This is a genomic window from Dehalococcoidia bacterium, from assembly GCA_022449765.1.
Classification (GTDB): Bacteria; Chloroflexota; Dehalococcoidia; order Lucifugimonadales; family Australimonadaceae; genus UBA2963.
In genome coordinates this window covers 46,280-68,221 of sequence record JAKUPZ010000003.1, presented here as the reverse complement: position 1 = coordinate 68,221, position 21,942 = coordinate 46,280, and the positions used below count along the sequence as shown (strand labels likewise).

19 protein-coding genes and 1 pseudogene are annotated in these 21,942 nt (G+C 43.0%); 7 read left to right on the top strand and 13 right to left on the bottom strand.

All coding sequences use genetic code 11. From position 1 onward, the window contains the following. The first annotated feature begins 120 nt into the window (after positions 1-120). Positions 121-789 carry a hypothetical protein gene (locus MK127_02065; protein ID MCH2531585.1) on the top strand — a complete coding sequence of 223 codons (669 nt, stop codon included), beginning with the start codon at positions 121-123 and terminating at the stop codon, positions 787-789. 2 nt (positions 790-791) lie between these two features. Here the strand turns inward: MK127_02065 and rpoD are convergent, their stop codons facing one another. From rpoD to mazG, 7 genes are all read right to left on the bottom strand, one after another. Further along, on the bottom strand, positions 792-2,435 hold the full coding sequence (rpoD, locus tag MK127_02060; GenBank protein MCH2531584.1) for an RNA polymerase sigma factor RpoD: 1,644 nt from the start codon (positions 2,433-2,435) through the stop codon (positions 792-794). A 32-nt stretch (positions 2,436-2,467) separates the two neighbouring features. Continuing rightward, entirely contained in the window at positions 2,468-4,297 is a 1,830-nt protein-coding gene (dnaG, locus tag MK127_02055) for a DNA primase (GenBank protein ID MCH2531583.1), read from the bottom strand. Between the two features lie 62 nt (positions 4,298-4,359). Beyond that, positions 4,360-5,454, bottom strand: coding sequence for a deoxyguanosinetriphosphate triphosphohydrolase (locus MK127_02050; GenBank protein ID MCH2531582.1), 1,095 nt, complete (start codon positions 5,452-5,454; stop codon positions 4,360-4,362). Then, a complete protein-coding gene (locus MK127_02045; protein ID MCH2531581.1) occupies positions 5,447-6,367 on the bottom strand; it encodes an ABC transporter permease in 921 nt (306 codons plus the stop codon). Before MK127_02045 ends, MK127_02050 begins: the two co-directional genes overlap by 8 nt. Continuing rightward, a complete protein-coding gene (locus MK127_02040; protein ID MCH2531580.1) occupies positions 6,364-7,302 on the bottom strand; it encodes an ABC transporter ATP-binding protein in 939 nt (312 codons plus the stop codon). The genes MK127_02045 and MK127_02040 overlap by 4 nt, the downstream gene beginning before the upstream one ends. Then, positions 7,299-8,597 (bottom strand): NEW3 domain-containing protein, encoded by a 1,299-nt coding sequence (locus MK127_02035; protein MCH2531579.1) that lies wholly within the window; start codon positions 8,595-8,597, stop codon positions 7,299-7,301. Before MK127_02035 ends, MK127_02040 begins: the two co-directional genes overlap by 4 nt. Positions 8,598-8,630: 33 nt before the next feature. Beyond that, entirely contained in the window at positions 8,631-9,419 is a 789-nt protein-coding gene (mazG, locus tag MK127_02030; protein MCH2531578.1) for a nucleoside triphosphate pyrophosphohydrolase, read from the bottom strand. Positions 9,420-9,456: 37 nt separating this feature from the next. Between mazG and MK127_02025 the strand changes: the two genes are divergently transcribed. Then, on the top strand, positions 9,457-10,158 hold the full coding sequence (locus tag MK127_02025) for a TIGR01906 family membrane protein (GenBank protein MCH2531577.1): 702 nt from the start codon (positions 9,457-9,459) through the stop codon (positions 10,156-10,158). 236 nt (positions 10,159-10,394) lie between these two features. Here MK127_02025 and MK127_02020 read toward each other — a convergent pair. From MK127_02020 to MK127_02005, 4 genes and pseudogenes are all read right to left on the bottom strand, one after another. Further along, positions 10,395-10,622: pseudogene (locus MK127_02020) on the bottom strand (winged helix-turn-helix domain-containing protein). A gap of 443 nt (positions 10,623-11,065) precedes the next feature. Next, positions 11,066-12,001, bottom strand: coding sequence for a cysteine synthase (locus MK127_02015; GenBank protein MCH2531576.1), 936 nt, complete (start codon positions 11,999-12,001; stop codon positions 11,066-11,068). A gap of 46 nt (positions 12,002-12,047) precedes the next feature. Beyond that, positions 12,048-12,887: a molybdopterin-synthase adenylyltransferase MoeB gene (moeB, locus tag MK127_02010; GenBank protein ID MCH2531575.1), complete on the bottom strand. Its 840-nt coding sequence runs from the start codon at positions 12,885-12,887 to the stop codon at positions 12,048-12,050. A 38-nt stretch (positions 12,888-12,925) separates the two neighbouring features. Then, positions 12,926-13,372 carry an Rrf2 family transcriptional regulator gene (locus tag MK127_02005; GenBank protein MCH2531574.1) on the bottom strand — a complete coding sequence of 149 codons (447 nt, stop codon included), beginning with the start codon at positions 13,370-13,372 and terminating at the stop codon, positions 12,926-12,928. 166 nt (positions 13,373-13,538) lie between these two features. Between MK127_02005 and MK127_02000 the strand changes: the two genes are divergently transcribed. After that, positions 13,539-14,240, top strand: a complete 702-nt coding sequence (locus MK127_02000) for a 50S ribosomal protein L25 (GenBank protein MCH2531573.1) — start codon at positions 13,539-13,541, stop codon at positions 14,238-14,240. On the opposite strand, the gene fmt is transcribed toward MK127_02000, so the two are convergent. Further along, positions 14,237-15,187, bottom strand: a complete 951-nt coding sequence (fmt, locus tag MK127_01995; GenBank protein MCH2531572.1) for a methionyl-tRNA formyltransferase — start codon at positions 15,185-15,187, stop codon at positions 14,237-14,239. The genes MK127_02000 and fmt overlap by 4 nt on opposite strands. 206 nt (positions 15,188-15,393) lie before the next feature. On the opposite strand from fmt, the gene dnaA reads away from it, so the two are divergent. From dnaA to pyrE, 4 genes are all read left to right on the top strand, one after another. After that, a complete protein-coding gene (dnaA, locus tag MK127_01990; GenBank protein ID MCH2531571.1) occupies positions 15,394-16,767 on the top strand; it encodes a chromosomal replication initiator protein DnaA in 1,374 nt (457 codons plus the stop codon). Between the two features lie 97 nt (positions 16,768-16,864). Beyond that, positions 16,865-18,130 (top strand): GTPase ObgE, encoded by a 1,266-nt coding sequence (gene obgE / locus MK127_01985; GenBank protein ID MCH2531570.1) that lies wholly within the window; start codon positions 16,865-16,867, stop codon positions 18,128-18,130. Between the two features lie 3 nt (positions 18,131-18,133). Beyond that, positions 18,134-18,736 (top strand): nicotinate-nucleotide adenylyltransferase, encoded by a 603-nt coding sequence (gene nadD / locus MK127_01980; protein MCH2531569.1) that lies wholly within the window; start codon positions 18,134-18,136, stop codon positions 18,734-18,736. An 18-nt stretch (positions 18,737-18,754) separates the two neighbouring features. After that, on the top strand, positions 18,755-19,342 hold the full coding sequence (gene pyrE, locus MK127_01975) for an orotate phosphoribosyltransferase (GenBank protein MCH2531568.1): 588 nt from the start codon (positions 18,755-18,757) through the stop codon (positions 19,340-19,342). Between the two features lie 5 nt (positions 19,343-19,347). On the opposite strand, the gene gyrB is transcribed toward pyrE, so the two are convergent. Continuing rightward, positions 19,348-21,780 carry a DNA topoisomerase (ATP-hydrolyzing) subunit B gene (gene gyrB, locus MK127_01970; GenBank protein ID MCH2531567.1) on the bottom strand — a complete coding sequence of 811 codons (2,433 nt, stop codon included), beginning with the start codon at positions 21,778-21,780 and terminating at the stop codon, positions 19,348-19,350. Positions 21,781-21,942: the final 162 nt, after the last annotated feature.

Genomic DNA, 21,942 nt, shown 5'->3' with positions numbered 1-21,942 from the left:
AGTGCTTGTATCTTCGTTGTCTCCACTATTTTATCCTTGAAAGTATGGACTCTAAGTTTACTTCCCTCTACGATATTTTATATGAACTTCCTTCACCCTACTGAACATAATAATGGCCCTATGAAATCTTCACTCGGTGAACTTCTGGGAGAGGCGATTGCCCTATATGCACGCGCCCCTATCCTCTTTATTTTGGTCTCACTGCTACCGGCAGTATTGATTAATATAATCGGACAAGTAGTCATCCCAAATACTGATAATTTGTACCTAGCAAGCTTTAGGGTAACAGTAATTAATTCAATTATTATCGGATTCCATACATCCACCTTTTATTTAGTTGTTTTAGCTTCACGCCAGCGAAAATTACAAATCAGCTCTTCAGTAAGTGCATTAGTTGCTTTCGGTCCAAAGCTCTTTTTGTTAGCACTGATTACATCAGCTGCAGCTCTTCTCCTTATTCCCACAATTTTTGGCATCTTTATAGTAATTTATGTGGGGGTACGCCTCAGCTTAATAAGGCCTTTTATCGTCCTTGAAAATACTATGCCTCTGCAAGCTGTGCTTGAAAGTTGGAAATTAATAGAAGGAAATTGGGTTAGAACGTTTACCGTTCAATTTATAGTAATCTCGTTCTCAATAATTGTCTTTGTCTTGTTCTCAATTTTGATGCGATCAATTGGTGAAAACATGTGGGTTACATTGCTACTGCAATCCCTCGCGCAATCGCTGGTAGCTCCACTTTCAGCAAGTGTAGAAATCACTCTTTTTGATGAGTACAAAAAACACTAAATCTAGCTATCTAAGAAATCTCTCAGTTTTCTAGACCTGCTCGGATGTCTCAGTTTTCTTAATGCTTTTGCTTCAATTTGGCGAATCCGCTCCCGCGTAACCCCAAAATCCCGCCCTACTTCTTCAAGGGTTCTACTACGGCCATCTTCTAGGCCAAATCTCAATTGAAGTACTCGTCGCTCACGATCACTCAGGGATTCGAGAACCTCTTCCACTTGTTCCCTCATCAATTGAAAAGTAGCAGCGTCTGCAGGAGCCGGAGCACTACTGTCTTCAATGAAATCACCTAAATGTGAGTCTTCTTCTTCACCAATAGGGGTCTCTAGGGATACAGGCTCTTGTGAAACTTTCAAAATCTCACGTACTCTCTCTGGTGGCACTTCCATTCCCTCAGCAATTTCCAATGTCGTTGGCTCCCGACCGTATTCTTGCACCAATCGGCGACTAACCCTCATTAATTTGTTAATAGTCTCAACCATATGGACTGGTATCCGAATTGTTCGTGCTTGATCAGCTATAGCACGAGTTATTGCCTGCCTTATCCACCAAGTTGCATAGGTCGAAAATTTATATCCCTTTCGGTAATCAAATTTCTCAACAGCCCGGATTAAACCAATGTTACCCTCTTGTATTAAATCCAGGAGAGACATGCCACGTCCAATGTATTTTTTGGCAACGCTTACGACCAATCTTAAGTTTGCCTCTGCAAGGTGCCTCTGCGCGCGAATCCCGTCTTGTTTAACCTGATTGAAATGTCGTCTTAATATAAATTCATTAGCATCGATCCGTTGTCCCATATCCGCGTCTCGAATAAGGTCTTGAAGCTCCGATATCTCAACATCCGGGCCGATAATGCCTAAAATATCCTGAGGTAAAACATGACTATTCAAAGAAAGTTTTACGATCTCAGGAGCCACTTCCATAGAGTCCTGACCGTAGCGTTCACCTAATTGCTCTAGCATGTCAAAATTGATTTCCCCGTCTACACCTGAACGCATTTTTTCATTTAGTAGCAGTTCGCTAATAGTCATTTTTTCATCAATGGCCAAATATTCAGAAACTGCTTCTATCAAGTCTCCTTGATCCTGAAGCCTAGATAATAAAAGTTTTGCGACATCTGAAGCACTGGCAGGTCGATCAGTATCTGCTAAGAATTCTTGCTCTCCTTTATCAATATGCTTATATGCCGCCAACTGCAATGCTAATCGTCTTTCATCAGCTGCCGTTAGGAGGGTGACTCTACCTATTTCCCTCAAATACATCCGGACAGGATCATCGATAAGCTCTGACCCTTCAATTTCGTCTTGCTGAGCATCTTCACTCGCTTCTTTAGCTTCTTCTTCGGTAGCCTTAATTTCGTCATGACCCGGCTCTTCAATTCCACCTCCGGCGATAGCGGCCGCTAAGGTAGCAATTGCCTCCGAGGGATTTATCTCCTCCGGTTGATCGTTATTCGATGCACTAAATTGCTCTTCAGCAAGTTGTTGTTCGTCATCAGCATTCGATTCGCTTACTTTTTTATTGGCATTTTGGGCGGTAGATGGCTTCGCCTTAGCCGCAGAAACCTTTCCTTGCGCTTTTTTAGGTTTTGCTTCTGCGATTGGTTTGGATTTTTTATCCTTATCCATTTCAGTTTTAGTTGCCACATTTACCTCATTTATATACACATATTGACTATTTAATGTGAATTACCAGCGAACAACTCACGAAGACGATTATTTGTCTCTAATGCCTGCTGCTCAACATTCCCGATGTATTCTGCAGACCCAGAATCATCACCGCCGTTTTCGAATGCAGCTCCTTCTAAAGATTTAAGCTCGCGAAGGTACCTCTCTTCTAATCGGCGTAAGCACGCTGCCCATTCTTCATCACGCATTTTTTTGTCTGAGGGGGGTGATTGCAACTGCGACAAATGCGTCCATCGTTCTTTAAATTGCTGATCTAATTCAGCCTGTGCGCCTATCATTGTACTCTCCGCGTGAATCGCACTCAATATTGCCCGATTCGCCGCATGCATGAAAAAATCTATTTTTAAGTCAAAGCGATAGTCCCAAAGATCCTCGTGCTGCAAAAGAAGAGTAATAGCTCTTTTTTCTAATGGATCTTCAGATGCTACCGCAAAAACAGACTCTACTTTATCTTCTGCCCTTGCTTTAGATGAGGCGTTCCTTGATACATACTGTTGCTTACGGCTCCAACTCCCTGCAATCATCCTGAGCTGATCTCTAGAAATTGCAGTTGTATCGGCTAGTTTTTGTAAATACCGATCTTGTTCATTCCAATCAGGTATAGAAAAAACCAAAGGTAAGACACGCTCTACTAGTTCTGATTTCCCTTGAGAGGATGATAAATCTAATTTTTTCGCTTCAGCCTCAATCAGAAAGTCAATCGCTGAAACAGCGTTGGATAGAATATTATTCCACTTAGATTGATCATTTCGTATGAGCTGATCAGGGTCTTTACCCTCTGTTATCAATGCAATTCGCAATATGGATAAATCGTCAGAACGATTACGAAGGCTTTGTTTTCGATAACCAGATCCCACTATATCGCCAAGCAACTTCCATGATGCATTGAGACTCCGAAGCATAGCTTCTTGGCCAGCAATATCGGCATCCAAGGCAAGAATTACTTTGTTCGCTTTAGATTTGACTAAAAGAATCTGTTGCTCCGTTAATGCCGTTCCCATAGAGGCAACTACGTTTGTATATCCATACTCATGTGCGGTGATTACGTCCATGTACCCTTCGACAACAATGACTGTGCTCTCCCGTGATATAGAATCCTTCGCTTGATCAATCCCATATAGAAGTTGGCCTTTATCAAATACTGCCGTCTTCGCTGTATTAATGTACTTCGGGTTAGTACCGTCCATAGATCTCCCAGAAAAGCCCGCTATATTGCCTTGTATATCACGGAGCGGAAACATCAAACGGCCATGGAACATATCTCTAATATTTCCGCTTTCAGACTGAGTCACCAAGCCCGATCCAAGAATCAGCTCATCTGAGTAGCCCAGTGTCTTAAGGTGCTTCAAAAGTTCATCGCCAGAACTAGGCGAATATCCAATCCCAAAAGTAGCTATTGACTCATCTGATATGTATCGGCTCTTTGCATAAGTACGTGCTTGCGCCCCCCTGTCTGCAATAAATGAATCAGTAAAAAATTTTTGGGCCACCCGATTCAAAACATATAGAGGATGCGGTTGGTCATTCTTACTCACCTGCGTTAATTGAATTCCTGCTTTATCAGCTAGGATTGTTAATGCACCTGGAAAGCTTGTGCCTTCTTTTTTCATTACAAACTCAAATATATCTCCGCCTGTAGAACATGCACCGAAACAACGCCATGTTTGCTTTTCTGGAAAAACAATAAACGAAGGAGTTCGCTCGTTATGAAATGGGCACGGTGCTTGAAAATTTTTGCCAGCTCTTTTTAGCTCGGGAACATAGTCTAAAACAAGATCGACAATGTCTATTTTTGCTTTTATCTCATCTGGTGCGCCCATAAGGTTATTTTAGACTATAGGCAAAGGTATCGACGCAAGAGGTAAACGCCTGATTATTTTCTCTATACTCTGCCCAAAAAAACATCCGATGCAATACCTGGCTTCAAACCTTCCGCTGTATGCAATGCAAATTGATCAGTCATTCCTGCTATATAGTCCAACACCACTCTTTCAACATTATCTTGTGAGGCAAAGTACCTCTCTGGTATTTCCACGTGATTACTTAAGAAGTATCCATACAAAAATTCGATAACTTCTCTTGCATTCCTGCCTTCCATGCCTTCACCAGCAGGCATATACACATGATCAAACATAAATTCCCGGAGCCTTGTAACTACCCCATTTACCTCTGCGCTCATTGCCAAAAGCGGTTTCTTTTGGTCTTGAACTCCCTCAGAAACCACAGCATTCCAAGAAGCAGAAACAACGTCGTTTACCATAGTATCCACACGCTGAGAATGGCGTGTACCTAAAATCTCTCTGGCCTCAACCGGTAAATCCGACTCATCCAAAATACCTGCACGAATGGCATCTCCTATGTCATGAGCAAGGTACGCAATAGCATCAGACACTCGAACTATTTGTGCTTCCAAAGAAAGGAACCCTAGATCGGTGGCGTTCATGAAATTGCCACGAGGTTTTGAATGGTGCAATATTGCCTGCCTTGTTTCGTAAGTTAAATTCAAGCCTTTTCCATTTTTTTCCAAGACATCAATAGTTCGTAAGCTCTGCTCGTTATGCCTGAAACCACCTGGATGGATAGAATCAAGTACTTGCTCTCCAACATGGCCAAAAGGTGTATGCCCTACGTCATGCCCAAGAGCTGCTGCCTCCGCAAGGTCTTCATTTAAGTTGAGAGATCGTGCAATCGTCCTCGCTATCTGAGTAACCTCAAGAGTGTGCGTCAATCTTGTGACAAAATGATCCCCCACAGGTGCAATAAAAACTTGAGTTTTATGCTTCATCCGTCTAAAAGCATTAGTATGAATTACTCGATCCCTATCTCGTTGGAACTCCGTTCGAAGCCCGTCCTTCGGCTCAGCAATCGATCGGCCTTTTGTGAGAGCGCTGAAGCTTGCATTCGGAGAAAGCGTATCGAATTCGCGCTTTTCTAAAATTTCGCGAACTAACTCCTTTTTGCCCTCAGCTTTACGCACGTATTTCTTCACGCATAAATTTCAAATAGGAAAGCGCAATTAACAAAGCAACCATCCCAAGTAGCACAACAATATGAGGCCATATTAATTGTAAGCTCTGGACAGCAGATACAGGAGTAGATAACAAACCAGAAAGCCTGCTCTGGTCAATCGAGAAAAAATTCAAAGCCCTTCCGCCCATAGGATCTAGCAAGATTGTTGTAGCCTCAGAAAAGAGCCCGGAGGGCGAGGCTCTATTAATCCAAGATTCTATAGACAAATGCCTAATCGCATCTGCAGAGACTTTTATTTCAGGAACTATGCGATCTGCAATAACCCCGCCAAACAAAGTAACCAAGAATCCCAATGAAAACCATGCTCCAATAGACGCTAATGCAGAAGTAACGGTATTTCTAAACAGCACTGAGGTTGTGATAGAAAGCGCAAGCCAAAAAGATAAATACATCATCGTAACTGAATAAAACCCAACTAATCGCAGGATCTCTTCAGGGGTTGGAGGAATACCTAGTCGAAACATAGTAATCCCTACAACAACCATCATCACACTAGCAACAACCAAACTAAGGGTTAAAATAGCAGCCAGCAATTTAGCATTAAAAACGCTATCCCGATAAATCGGCTGGGCAAGCAATCTTGAGAGTGTTCCCTGCGTTCTTTCCCCGTTAATCGAATCAAACCCAAGTGCAATTCCGATCACAGGGCCAAAAAAGCTAATAAAGGAAAGTAAGGAAATTGGCACGCCTGTACTAGTTGAGAATACGTCTAGAAAAATGAACGCCCGGCCTTCATCAATTAGCCTTGAGACATCTACAAATGATCCCCATAACAACCCTATTCCAACCAGTCCAAGGAGGAGGACGAAGCGGCGGCGCCCAAAATGATCCGCCAGCTCTTTCCAGAATAATGCCTTCATACCAATGCCTCTTGAAAATACCTCATATATATTTCTTGAAGTGAATTTCTATGAGCCTGAAGCTCCAAAAGTTGTGCACCGCTCTGGATCACCTCTAGTGCAATTTGAGATCTTACGTCACTAGTACTTTCTATTATTAATTGAGATCCCTCCACTGAAACCTTCTCAACGCTTGAAATAGATTTTATTTTCCCCTCTAGAACTGAAGTTTCGCCCTCTATTTCAAGCTTGGTCTCGTAGCCGTGGGATTCAGTTTCTTGGACCAAATCTGCGACTTTTCCTTCTAGTACTAAAGCTCCATGAGACATGATCCCCACTCTGTTACATATCCGTTGAACTTCATGCAGTTGGTGCGACGAAAGAAAAATGGTTATGTTTCTTTGCTGGCTCAATCTCTCTATTAGTGCAAGTAGCCATTGAATACCAGCGGGATCAAGCCCCAAAGTAGGATCATCAAGAATCACGATTTGCGGATCTTTAATTAAGACGTCAGCAATCCCCAGCCGCTGCTTCATCCCTCTTGAGTATTGATTAACCGGCTGGTCCTTAGAGGCTAACAATTCAACCATTTCCAGTAATTCAATGCTTTTAGAATATGCTTCTTCTGAGGGGATTTGATTGAGTTCGGCTGTAAACAGCAAATTTTCTAGGCCCGACATGTCTCCATAAAATCCTACAGTTTCGGGTAAATATCCAACAATTCGTTTCACTTCAATCGGTTCTCTTGCAGGATCTTTTCCAAAGACACGAATACTTCCGCCGGAAGGCTCTGTATACCCCAGCATCATTAAGATAGTGGTGCTTTTGCCCGAGCCATTTGGTCCTAGAAATCCATATACTTCCCCTTGCTCTATGGATAAATTAATACCATCTACCGCATGGATATGCCCGTAGGCTTTATTTAAATTCTTAGCCTCAATAACAATCTCGCTCATCTACGACCAATCCTCCAGTAAAGCCCTGCTAGGCCACCTATAACTGCAAAAACTAAGACTATCCCTAACCATCCCCAAATTGTGGACTGTGCTACCGTAACCCTCATTTCCAAAAAATCTGTGGTTTCCGGATGAATGGTTCTCAATGTAATTAAGTAGTCCCCTGGAATAGCATCCTTAGTAGGAATAATAGTCACTGGAATATCAATCATATTAGCAACCGGCAGTGAAACGATATCAGCAGGATTGAAACTAACATCCCAGCCTTGAGGAGCGTCCGCTAAAAGCGAAATATTGTTCAGCTCAGCTGTACCTATATTGGTAATTCTGATCTTGGTTAGAGCTTCTTCACCGGCAACAGCATCGACATTTAAAAGCCCTGTGTCCGTGCTGGTAATTACTTCCCCTCGGCCTTTTAATGTGATTTGAAGCAACGTAGTAGCTTCAAACCCCGCATCGTCCGAAATTTTTACTGGAATAAAGTAATCACCCGGCTCTGTATTACTCGGGGGATTTACATTAACGTCTACTCTTTCTGAGAGCGCATCTTTAACGCTGACACTAGCAATTAATCGATCCCCTCCAAAAGATGGAGCATACGTTATTTCCCATCCTGTTAAAGCCTGTGCATTACTATTAAGCACTTCCCCTTCAAGCTTAAACGAGGAATCTGCTCCTGTGTCATTGACAATGACAATTTCAAATTCGAATTCACTACTAACCGAGCCCGTCAAAACAGGGAAAGTAGAATTCACTGAAACACCTGTATCCGTGCTTTTGGGGGGTTCGGGAACAATTACTGTATATCGCGCTGTGTCATATATCGTTTTTGCATCAGGCGAAAGAACCTTTAACTGAAAAGTGTATTCGCCTGGGTCTGGCCGATCGTCCGGGAAGTTAATTCTTAATCTGAGGCTTTGGCTTGGCGTGTCTCTTACTATAGGAGGATCTAATACTATTTCATTGATTTTGATATCAAAAAACCTATCCCATACTGCAATATCCCAGTCCTCAGGTACGTCATGCAGCTCTAGTTTCACTTTCCTTCGACTATCAATAACATCTACCGGCTTTGTCGCTTCGCTCAAGTTATACAAATCAATTGTTAAATCGGCTCTTACCTCTCGTGACCCCATTTCAAAAGTACGAACAGATGAATCCATTTTTACGTCATCTGAATCCACAGTAGTGTAATCGTCCGTTATGTGAGCTTCGTGAAAAGCAAAAACACTCACAGAAAAAGTGGTAATTGCTAACAAGCAAATTAGGATTGCCCCTGTAACCTGGCGTTTCATTATGTAATTTCCTTCCTAGTCGGTTGTCTCAGTCTATTTTACGCGTTCTTCAGAATTCTTCGCTTCTTGCCACAATGCAAGTTTTTGCTCCATCGTAAGTTCTGCAATAGTTAAATTATGCTCTCGAGCGCCATCCTCTATTTTGCTAAATCGGGAGAAAAACCGATTATTCGCAGATCTTAATGCTTGCTCGGGGTCAATTCCTTTTTGGTAAGCGACTCCCACTAAAGAAAGGAGAATATCACCAAATTCAGCTTCTTTGTCTTGTGTATAGACGGCGTTCTCAAACTCTTGGACTTCCTCAAGCACTTTGAAATATGCATCTTCTGGTTTTTCCCAATCAAATCCGGCACGACGAGCTCTTGCAATAGCTGCATAAGCATAAGCCAGGGCAGGCATTGAAGTTGAAATACCTGCAAGCATCGATTTTTTACCTTCTCCCTTTTCTGCTCGTTCTGCTGCTTTCACTTTCTCCCACTGACCCACAACTTCTTTAGAGGTTTTTACATGATTCTCTCCGAAAACATGAGGATGCCTCCTAATCAACTTTTCGTTCAAGTTCTGGATAACATCATTAATATCAAAAGCTTCATTATCCGATCCAATTTGGGCATGAAAAATCACTTGTAAAAGCAAATCCCCTAATTCTTCAATAATTTCTACATTCCCAGCGAAATCTAATGCATCTAATAATTCATATGTTTCTTCGAGTAAGGCTCCTTTCAAGCTATTGTGGGTTTGCTCTAAATCCCAAGGACATCCGCTATCAGGGTTTCTCAAATCTGACATAATTTGAATTAACCGCTTAAATGGCTCTGACATACAATTTACTCCATGTAATAATTGTTACTATACGTTTATGAGTTCATCAATTAATCAAGTCTTAAAAATTTTAAATGTCACTCTCCCCATTTTTATAGCCTTCATATTAGTAATGCTAAATGTACGCTTTGCAGTAAATAGCTTACCTTTGCAAGAAACCTTATTCGAGCGGAATAATGTATCTGCTGTTAGTAATCTGTCACCATCTGATTTACGCGATGTTTCAAAGCAGATACAAGCTTATTTTAATGATGATTCAGAGCCTTTAGTCGTCACTTTAGCTGGTAATAACAAGACTCTAAATTTATTCACTAAAGATGAAGCCTCGCATATGGCCGATGTGAAAAAGTTATTCCACTTTTTATTTACTGCACAAAATTACTTAGTTTCAATTATTTTCATCTGTGCCGTACTGTCATATTTGTTTTTAAAAAAAAGTGCATATGTAGCTATTGCAAGATGGATCAAATACGGAGGGGTAGTTACTATTTTTTTGATTCTATTTATTGGAGTAATAAGTGTTGTAGCTTTTGAGCCACTTTTTACTCTATTTCACTACATTGGTTTCCCTCAGGGAAATTGGACCTTTAATCCACGCACTTCTGCTCTAGTTCAAATTTTCCCACTGGGATTCTGGCGCGATATGACCTTCGTTATTGCATCCTTATCCATATTTGAGGCGTTGCTCTGTGTCTCATTCGGCCAATTTGTACCACGCATATGGAAACCTAAAAGCTAACCACAACCGCAACTCCCTCCACAGCAGCCACCAAGTGGAGAAGTTGACCCAAAATTATTTTTGATATTTGAAGCAAACATCGAAAAAGTTTTTACTGCCTCAGTCCCACATTCAGGACAGCCGACAGCAATACTGCTAGAAGCCATTGGAAGTCGCTTCTCAAAATTACTTTGACACGACCGGCACACGTACTCATATAGAGGCATCAGCAAACTCCCGTGATCTCATCCTCGCAATCGATAACCCACATTCCAGACAGTCTCAATAAAAGAATGATCTGCATCCTCTATTTTACTTCTCAGCCGACGAACATGGACATCCACAGTTCGAGTTCCCCCGAAATATTGATATCCCCAAACTTGCTCAAGTAATGTCTCTCGACTATAAACATGCCCAGGCGAAGATGCCAAAAGCTTAAGTAATTCGTATTCTTTGAAAGTCAGAAAGACAGGTCGACCTCCTAAATATACGTCATAGCGACCAGTATCAATGACCAAATCCTCTACCTGAATAACCCCAGGCCGCTCAATTACCGTGTTGCGCCCGATCTGCTGCGATATCCTAAGCGATAATTCCCCTTTGGACCATGGAACAACTATAAAATCTGAAACATCTAAGGAGGAATCCACAAGGCCGATCTGGGCTGAAGCAATGGCTGCAATTACCGGTATTTTGGAAGGCTGCAGATGCCGAAGTATATTACCCATTTCATGCGGATGAATATCCAGCAGATCTAAAAGAAGGGCATCACTATTAAACGACTGCTCTTCCATCCCAAAATTCACATTCTCTCGCTCCATTGCTTCAATAAGCATTTTACTGGGACTATGTGAAAAAGTGCGGACAGAAACATGAAATCGCAATCTTTGCCTCCCATTGGCGTCTCCGGGAAAGCTATCAAATTTCCTTACCACCAAACCTTACCTTCTATTTCTTCTTGAAGATCCTCATACTCTTTAGACCACAAGCCTGTGCTCAGATATTTCCAGCCACCGTCCGCAAACAGGCAAACGATATTAGCTTGTTGCACTCTGCTTGCAATTCGGCGAGCAGCACCTAATACAGCTCCGGACGAAACTCCAGCAAAAACACCTTCATTTTTCAACAATAGCGAAGTCATTCGAAAACTCTCTTCTCCGCTAATCATTATTCTCGAGTCTAACAGCGACAAATCTAAGATCGGAGGAACAAATCCTTCTTCCAAACTTCTTAGTCCTTGAATACGATCGTCCACTTCAGGAGCAGCAGCAATTATTTCTATTGCGGGATTAATTTCTTTCAGGTAGCGCCCAACCCCCATTAGCGTCCCACCTGTACCAAGCCCCGCTACAAAATGTGTTATCTCTGGAACATCTCTGTAGATTTCAGGTCCGGTAGTTTCATAATGCGCTCGTGGGTTTTCATTGTTTCCATACTGATAAAGCATAAAAAATTTACTGTCTCTACCAGCCATCTCCTTAGCCATCACAATAGATCCGTTAGACCCTTGCTCTCCGGGGGAGTACACAATTTCGGCTCCGTAGGCCGTAAGCAAATCACTTCTCTCTTTGCTTACATTGTCAGGCATAACAGCCGTGAACTTATAGCCTAACCTCTGCGTAACCATTGCTAAGGAAATACCTGTATTACCACTAGTCGGTTCCAGGATAGTTTTTTCCTTGGATAACTGACCTGCTCTTTCGGCTGACTGGATCATACCTCGAGCAATTCGATCTTTTACTGAACCTGTAGGATTAGAACCTTCAAGTTTTGCAAAAATATGCACTTCTTTTTTGGGACTTAGTGAAGGTAATTCAACTATCGGTGTGTTCCCTATTGAATCTATAAGGTTATTGCTACGCATGACGTTATACCGATTCATCTCTGGACCGCTGGCTTGTATTAGTCCCTTAGTGAGTCGGAGAAGATGCCTCCTCAGTTGGAACTAAACCACAAAATATTTCATAGTCTATGAGCTCAGTAACCGTTGGTGTGTCGCCACAAAGAGGGCAATTAGGGTTTCTTCTTGTCCGTACTACTCTAAATTCCATGTTGAGCCCATCTACGAGCAACAGTCGCTCCGTCAGGGTTTCTCCCACTCCTAAAATGAGCTTTGCAACTTCTGTAGCTTGAATACTACCGATAGTGCCTGTTAATGCCCCTAAAACACCAGCTTCAGCGCAGTTGGGCACAAGTCCTGGAGGAGGAGGTTCTGGAAATAAGCAGCGATAGCACCCTTTACCGGGTTCATATACCGTTACTTGTCCATCAAAAATTAAAATGCTGCCATCGACCACAGGCTTACTACTGAGATAAGCCGCATCATTGACCAAGTATCTTGTGGCAAAGTTGTCTGCTCCATTAACAACAATATCGTACTGAGAGATCAATTCCATTGCGTTCTCTGAGTTAATTGGGAATTCGTGAGGAATCACATTTACTTCTGGGTTGTAGCGAGAAAGCGTTAAAATTGCAGATTCAACTTTTGGCATGCCTACCGTTTCACTATTATGTAAAACCTGTCGTTGTAGATTGCTTAAATCTACTGTATCGAAATCTACCAATCCAATAGTTCCGACGCCTGCCAACGCTAGGTACAAAGCGACAGGTCCGCCCAGTCCGCCAGCACCAACAACCAACACTTTTGAATCGATTAGTTTCCGCTGACCACCACTACCTATTTGAGGCATGATTATGTGCCTGCTATACCTTTTTACTTGTTCTGGTGTCAGTTGCAATGCCGTAGCCATTGAATCTCCTATTCTTTAAACAAATCTAGGCTTTTTAATTAATAATTAACAAAATTAAGCGGTTGAACTACCTTCTTCTTTTGCCGAAACGCAAGCTCGCCAATCGAAGTGGTCGTTAGAACTGCGTTGATAGCCTCTTCAACGTCGCGCCATATATCTCTTTGTGCGCAGTCATCTGAAACAGCACAACACGAAGAATCATCAAAGCATTCTAATGGCGGTGTTCTTCCTTCGAGGGTGGCCACCACTTCATCCAGCGTGATTTCAAAAGAAGGTCGCGCAAGAACATGCCCTCCTTGAGGGCCTCGCCGGCTGCGAATAAAACCAAATTTATTTAGCGTAGTGAGTACTTGGTCAAGGTACGGTTCAGGTATTCCTTGCCTCTCTGCAATTTCTGCAGTTCGCACAAGCTTTCCTGATTCTATATTCTGAGCAAGTTCAATTAATGCCCTTACCCCATAGTCCACTTTCATAGGAATTCGCATTTGACCACCTCCTGCCAAAATGATGATACATGCCCATTTCACTTAAAGTCCACTTAATAGATCGACAATAGGTTATTGGCAAGCAAGTTACTGGAAAGAGAACAGCTATTCTGATATCCTTAGATGGCCCTGATCGCGGGGCAGTTTTTTTGTAAAGGCAATGAAAATGGAAGAGGCTATAGTAGAAGCAGAAAACCGGGTCGCTCTCGGTAAAAAAGTCGGAGCACTCCGACGATCTGGGATCACTCCTATTCATGTATATGGTAAAGGAGGCGAATCGCTTTCACTCCAAGCAGATACCTATAATCTCATCAAAACACTCGGCATAGTTGGCCACACTTCACCACTCACCGTTCGTGTAGGTAACGATGAGCATTTTGTCATGGTTCAGGGTATACAAAGACACCCAGTTACGGAGAGGTTACTCCATGTAGATCTGCTTCGTATTTCTAGAACTGAGAAAGTTCATGCGTCAGTACCTCTACATTTCCAAGGTGAGTCCCTAGGTGCACGGGGTGGAGCTCACCTCTCTGAAGACCTGCACGAAGTTGAAGTCGAAGCATTGCCTTCTGAAATCCCACACGATCTTATTGTTGATATCTCCGTTATGGATTCACCTGACTCTGTAATTCGTGCTGGTGATCTCTCATTACCGGCGGGTGTAACGTTGGTTACAGACCCTGATTCTTTCATTGCTCGTGTTATACAACGGAGAGGGGCTACTGCCGCGACCTCAGCCGAAGAAGCTACCGCCCCTTCCGGTGAAGAAATAGCAGTGAGTACTAACACTGTTAGCGACACCACTGAACCAGAAAGCTCCGAAGGCTCATCAGAGGAAGCTGAAGTTTCTACCGAAGAAGCTGATTAAGAAGGAAGCGTTGAATTAACAAATTCTTTTCGGCTTAGGATAAAGTCTTTTATTGACATGCCTTGCTTCCCTTCGGGTTTGACTACCTTCAGTGCTAAGGACCCTGCGCCTGTTCCTACTAGTATCTCGGTATTGGACAACCTGACTTCGCCTACTTTCAAACTTAATATCTGCGTAGATACCTGCGCTTCTAAAATTTCTAATTTTAGACCCTTCCACTGGGTCGAAGCCCCAGGCCATTGGTCAAATGCACGTATTTTACGCTCAATTATCTCTGCCGACTCTTGCCAATTTATTGTCCCGTCTTTTTTTGACCATCTACCATAAAATGAAGCCCCCTTCTCATTTTGAGGCTCCTCCATAACTCCTTCTCGTATCAATTTTGGCAGTAGTTCTTTTAGCATCTCTGCCCCCAGAGAAAACAATTGCCGCGTTAGCTTTTCGCTAGTTTCATTGCCTTGAAGTGCTACTTTTCTTTGGCTCAGTAAAGGGCCCGTGTCCAAGCCTTCGTCCATGCGAATTATTGACGTTCCCGTTTCCATCGCTCCTTCCAAAATTGCCCCCGCGACAGGAGCAGCTCCTCTATATTTTGGTAATAGGGAGGGGTGAATATTAATTGCTCCAAAAGGAGGGTCAAATAAAAAAGGAGGAGGTAAAAGTAAACCGAACGCCGCAAGAATTACCACTGTTGGTTCTAATCTTCTAAATTGCGCTATTGTACCTGCCTCCGTTAGTTTAGGAGGTGATAGAACTTCGATTCCTAACTCTTGAGCTCGTTCCTTTACCGGAGATGCAGTAAGTACCTGGCCTCTACCTTTTGGCTTATCTGGGGCCGTATAGACACAGGTCAGTTTCCATTTTTCTTCTTTACATATTTGATTTACTACATTGAGAACTGGCACCACAAATGCGGGGGTACCCATAAATACAACGTTCATTTGCTTCATGCTCTGATTTTACCATTGGAATTCAAGCCCATTTCATTTTTATGGCCATTATCTGCTTCATCTATAGTTTCCAATCTTGCAAGTGAAAACATCACCAAAATCCCTCCAATTCTGTCCTTGGTTTCGCTTCGGTTTCTAAGATAGGTTATTAAAACTTGAAGGTTTCTCCTTCAACACTTTTAATAATTTATCTTTCGGAGGCTAGGTTGTCAGAACCGGCAAACCGTCTTTGGGACGCTGCCCTCGGCAGGATTCAACTACAAATACCCCGGCCAACTTTCGACACTTGGCTCCGCAATACCCATGCGTTGCGCCTCGAAGGCAACCATTTGGTTGTCTCTGTTCCATCTACGTTTACGGCCCAATGGCTTGAAGACCGGCTACAGAAACTAATCCTAAAAACGTTATCTTCAATTTCAAGCCAGGAGATTACGGTGGCGTTTGTAGTCGGCACTGAAAATCCTCGGGGTAATTCCTTCTCGGAACCCGTAAACCCTAACGCTCCCTCTAGCATAAATAACCCCTTAGGAGGGACTGCATTCTATCCAGAATATACATTTAAAAATTTTATAGTTGGGCCTTCTAATCAACTCGCCTACGCAGCTGCATATGCCTTAGCCTCTGGTTCGCCTTCAGCATATAACCCTCTTTTCCTTTATGGTGGCGTCGGACTTGGAAAAACACACCTTATGAATGCAATCGGGCAGTTTGCTACTTCAATCGGGAAGCGGGTAATTTACGTTTCTGCAGAACAATTTACCAATGAATACCTGCGTGCAATCAAGGAGCGTAAAACCGATGGCTTTAGAGATCGTTATCGATCCGTAGATCTTCTTATGGTTGACGATATTCAGTTCTTAAATGGTAAAGAAGCAACCCAAGATGGTCTTTTCCATACATTTAATGAACTTCATCGTTCCGGCGGAAAGTTGGTCATGAGCAGTGATCGCCCCGCGGGCGAGCTACGGCTTTTAGAAGCCCGTCTACGCTCACGGTTTGAGGCTGGTTTGCAAGCAGATTTAAGTGCGCCAGAATTCGAAACAAAGCTTGCGATTTTAAATGCCCTCACTGAGAAAATATCGAACCCTATCGCTCGCGAATATTTAGAATTCATAGCAACGCATGTTCATGACAATGTTAGAACCCTTCAAGGAGTTCACAATCGCCTCCTTGCATTTATTGAGTTCACAGGGCAAGAACCCAGCTATGAATTGGCAAAAATGGCGCTAGGCCCATCTGCATTAAAAGAAACACCCCCTATCTTAGACCAAGGAATGATCTTAGATTTTTCTTCAAAAGCATATGGTATCTCGGTGAAGGCACTGATCAGCCCACAAAGAACTAAAGAAGCATCTAAAGCCAGGCAACTTGCTGCATACCTCTTGAACTCTAAACTCCGTTTTAGCCCTGATCAAATAGGGCAAATTTTGGGGAAAAGAGACAGAACTACAATTACTTATGCTATAGGACAAGCAAAGGAAGCATTAATAACAGACCCTCAGTTCAAAGAATTTGTCCTTTCATTGGAAAAAAATAAACAACATTCAGGTCATTTCAACAAAAATATAGAGTCCGCTTAGGTGATATTCAGGAAGGATATTATAGTTTTCCCTCTACTTTTCCCCGAAAACCTATCCTATTACTATTCTTATTACTCTATATAATTACTTAAGTACTATGGAAGATACAAAAAGATTAATGGTAATAGCAGGAGCAGGTGGAAACGGATCTGTTTCTTTTTTACGTGAAAAATTTAGACCGAACGGAGGACCTGATGGTGGCGATGGTGGCGATGGTGGGCCTATTATTCTTAGAGGTAGGCAGAACCTAAGATCACTTAATCATCTCGAAGGGGTTAATAAAATAATTGGAGAAGATGGCCTCCCAGGTAAAAGTAAACAAAGAACCGGGCGTAAGGGCAAGCCCTCTTTTTTGGATGTCCCTCTTGGAACAGTTGTTTGGTCCATTGATTTAAATGAGGAAAAACAAAGGCTTACAGAAGTTTTAGAAGATGGGGAAAAAATCTTAATAGCTTATGGGGGGCAAGGTGGAATAGGGAACACTCACTTTGCAAGCTCGGTTAATCAAGAACCGTTAATTGCTATTGGTGGAGAGCCAGGTGAAGAGAGGGACATTTATCTGGAAATTAAATTATTAGCGGACGTTGGCTTAGTCGGATTGCCCAATGCAGGGAAGTCTTCATTACTGAATGTTGTCACCAGAGCGAATTCAAAAATAGGAGATTATCCGTTTACCACTCTTGAGCCTATTTTAGGGGTGGTCAAAGTTTCAACAGGTTCTCTAGTCATGTTAGATATTCCCGGACTTATCGAAAATGCACATTTGGGCAAAGGACTTGGGTTAGAGTTTCTTCGCCATTGCGAACGGTCTGCTATTTTGCTTCAGCTAATTGATGGGCTTTCAGACGATTTTGTTCTTGATTACAAGACAATTAATCAAGAGCTTATTCTTCATAATGCAGGTCTAATTGAGAAACCAAGGTTTGTAATTGTTACAAAAGCGGACATCCCTGAAGTCAAAGAACGATTTGAAGCACAGAGAGAACTGTTGCGGGCAGAAATAGGTGCGGAGCCTTTTTTACTATCGTCAGCCACGGGTGAAGGACTTGATGATTTATATCATCTTTTAGATAACTATACGGATACGAGCGTAGGGGAAATGCAGCCACGCGGGCTCAAATACATAAAACCTTTACCGCCGGTTTCGCAGCGCCCCAGAGTAACAAAGGACGAGAGTGGCTTTATCGTCACATGTCCGCCTGCGGACCGGATTTTAGCTACAATTAATTTAAACAATTGGCGTGCGCGCTTACAATTTCACAACCATCTGAAAAAGATGGGGGTGATGGAGGCCCTAATCCGTGCAAAAATAGAAGAAGGCGATACCGTTTTTCTTGGGGGGTATGAATTTACGTGGGAATGAAAAATGCGTAGAGGAATATTAGGGGGCACCTTCGATCCTATCCATACAGGGCATTTGATCCTCGCACAAGAGGTCCTTTGGAGGTTTGGCCTAGATCAACTCTGGTTTGTTCCTACGGGTCTTCCTTGGATGAAGCGGGACGAAACAATTACAGACGGATATCATCGGCGAGCAATGGTAGAGCTTGCAATTAAGGAAAATAATGCTTTTTTCCTTTCTACCTCAGAGCTGAACAGACCAGGGGAAACGTATACGGTGGATACGCTTGAAGAAATGCGTTCAGGAGATATGGCGGAAGATGAGCTTTTATTTGTAATGGGTGCAGACACATTACATACTCTACACCTCTGGAAGGAACCGAAACGAATCCTTGAGCTAGCTAGAATTATTGTGGCCCTGCGTCCAGGGTATGGTCCTATCAACTTAGATCCTTTGCTTGAAATTGATCCCACGGCAGCAGAGAGGATTATGACAGTACAAATGCCGCTCATAGAAATAAGCGGCAAGGAACTACGAAGGCGCGCTAGTCATGGAGAATCAATTAGATACTTGGTTCCCGGCCAAGTTGCAGAGTATATTGACCAGCAAGGTTTGTATCGATCTTAGTTTCTATGGGGCATTTAAATGAGTACTCAACAGGAAATTGCTAAAGCTGAAGAATTACTGCTTTTGGCTACAGAATTAGGCGCATTGAGGTTTGGAGATTTTGTGTTGGCCTCGGGCCAGAGAAGCACATATTATTTTGATGGCCGACTCTTAACGCTTTCTCCTGCGGGTGCTAACTTAATTGCTGGATTACTATTACCTGCTTTACGAAGGTATGGGGCCCAAGCGGTCGGAGGGCCGGCGGTTGGAGCTGTGCCTTTAGTCACAGAAATAGCCATGCTGAGTGGTCTTGATGGCGGAAATCCTCTTCCTGGGTTTTTTGTAAGGAAAGAAGCAAAAGCCTATGGATTAGGAAACGCTATTGAAGGACCTCTTCAAAATAAAAATCCCGTAGCAATAGTTGATGATACTTGTTCAACGGCAGGATCTTTGTACATGGCTATCAATGCGGTAGAAGAGGCCGGGTACAAAGTTGCGGTGGTCGCTAGTATTCTCGACCGGGATCAAGGCGGAAGGGATCGACTCACATCTGACGGGTATACGTTTCATACTATTTTTCGTGCTAATGACGCTGGCGAAGTTACCCTTGCTGAGAATCCAGGCTAAACGAATTAGACGTCCAAGTTTTTAACCTGCCGAGCATGAGCTTGAATCCATTCTTTTCTAGGTTGAACTAAATCTCCCATTAGTTCGCTAAATGCCTTATCGGCATCAGGCTCATCAGGGACTCCTACTTGGAGCAAGGTTCGTGAGGAAGGATCCATAGTTGTTTCCCAAAGTTGATCAGGGTTCATTTCCCCAAGTCCTTTATAGCGTTGCAGACCAATCCCCTGTCGCTCTGAATTTCTTTCAAGGATTTGGGCCAAGTCTTGCCATTTAACATCATCTGCAACGTCACTATCCCGTCGAGAAACTTTGTAGGTGTGCCCGTTAACCCAATCGGCTAAAGAAGGAAATAGTTGCTGAGCTCTATGAGCTGCGGCTGACTCCAAGACCCTAGGGACATTTATCGTGCCATAACCAGGGAATTCAAGAAGAAATTCATTTTTCTTTGCGTTTATGATTGGCTTGCATTCAAAGCCTTGTTTTTGCATCCAACTTGCAACAGTATTGAGAGTTTCTTCTCCTTCAAAGGCTAAGCGATATGCACCATGTTGAGTTCCTTGCATAAATGGTCCGATTAATTCGGGTGCCAATCCAAGATTAAGTAATGGTTGCGTCCAACTAGAAAATTCCTTTAATCGTTCTACGAGCCCCTGCAATTTAGCCCCAGACATCGAGACGCTACCGTCACTAGAAGAGACTGCGATTCTGCCAAAAAGTTGCTTGGCTAACCAGGCATCCTTGTCATTTTCCGAATATTTGTACTCAACAGCACGGCCTTTGGATGTTCGGTACAAAGGAGGCTGGGCAATATATAAATGCCCTGCGTTGATAAGGGTAGGCATATTCCTAAAGAAGAAAGTGAGTAGAAGTGTCCTGATGTGAGCACCATCGACATCTGCGTCTGTCATGATGATGACTTTGTGGTAACGAAGTTTCGTAAGATTAAAATCTTCGCCCAGCCCGGCACCTAGAGCCGTGATGAGAGCGCGAATTTCTTCATGCGCAAGCATTCTGTCGGGGCGTGCTTTTTCAACATTTAGGATTTTCCCTCGAAGTGGCAGGATAGCTTGGTACTTCCTGTCTCGTCCCATCTTTGCAGAACCACCCGCAGAGTCACCTTCTACGACATAAAGCTCAGAAAGCTCAGGGTTTCTCTCTGCACAATCTGCAAGCTTGCCGGGAAGGGAACCCCCCTCCATTGCATTTTTACGAATAACTAGATCCCTCGCCTTGCGTGCAGCTTCTCGTGCACGCTGTGAAGTAAGGCACTTTTCGAGAATCCGACGTCCTTCGTGAGGGTGTTCTTCAAGGTAAAACTCTAAACCTTGAACAACGCTTTGCTCAACAGCATTTTTTATTTCGGCGTTACCTAGCTTTCCTTTCGTTTGCCCTTCAAATTGTGGCTCTTCAAGGCGTACACTGATTATTGCAGTGAGTCCTTCACGAGCATCATCGCCGCTGAAATTAACGAAATCATCTTTGAAAATTTTGCTCTTTTTGGCGTAGTTGTTGATGGCACGAGTCAGGCCTGTTCTGAAACCTACCAAATGAGTGCCACCGTCAGCTGTATTGATACAATTCGCGAAAGTTAATGTTGATTCGTAGAAACCAGAGTTGTACTGCATTGCGATTTCAACTTTAGCTTTACTGTTTTCCTTTGGTACTCCTGTTTCAATATCTAGTTCATAATAGAAGGGTTCATCCTGTAAGACTTCACGGTTTTGGTTAAGGTGCCGTACAAAACTTGCTATTCCGCCTTCAAAGTAAAAAGTTCGATCTGTTTCAGGGTGAGCCTCTGCAACAAAAGAAAGCCTGACTCCTTTGTTGAGGTACGCCATTTCCCTAAATCGTTGCACTAAGACATCACGATCGTAATTGGTAGTTGTAAAAATTTCAGAATCTGCTTGAAAACGAACGAATGTTCCCTGAATATAGGTATCGGCTGAGTCTATGGCTCCTTCATTTACTAAATCACCGGTAGGAGCACCGCGTGTATATTCTTGGGAATAAATACGACCATCTCTTCTAATTTCAACTCGCATGCTTTCAGCAAGTGCATTTACTACGGAAGCTCCTACTCCATGCAAACCTCCTGAGACGGAGTAGGCCTGGCTATCAAATTTTCCTCCCGCATGAAGGGTTGTCATAATGGTTTCTACCGCAGGTCGCCCAGTTTTCTCATGCTTGTCGATAGGGATTCCACGCCCATTGTCCCTGACGGAAATTTCGTTATTCATGTGCAAGGTGATCAAAATGTGATCGCAGTACCCTGCCATTGCTTCATCTATCGAATTATCTACGATCTCATAAACTAAATGATGTAACCCTCGGTGGTCGGTGGAGCCGATATACATTCCGGGGCGTCGCCTGACAGCTTCAAGCCCTTCCAGTACTTGAATGTCACTAGCATCGTATTGATCTTCTTTCCTCTTTGCCATCCAATGCTCCTATTGGCCGGTGAAGGTGAATAAGAACTGCATCTTAATAAATTCCTATCCATAAAGTATGCAATTATCATGCATTATTCTACTAAATATACGAGTAATGGTCAAAGGAAATGGATATATATTGTGGATTTACACTAATGTTCGCTTACTTGA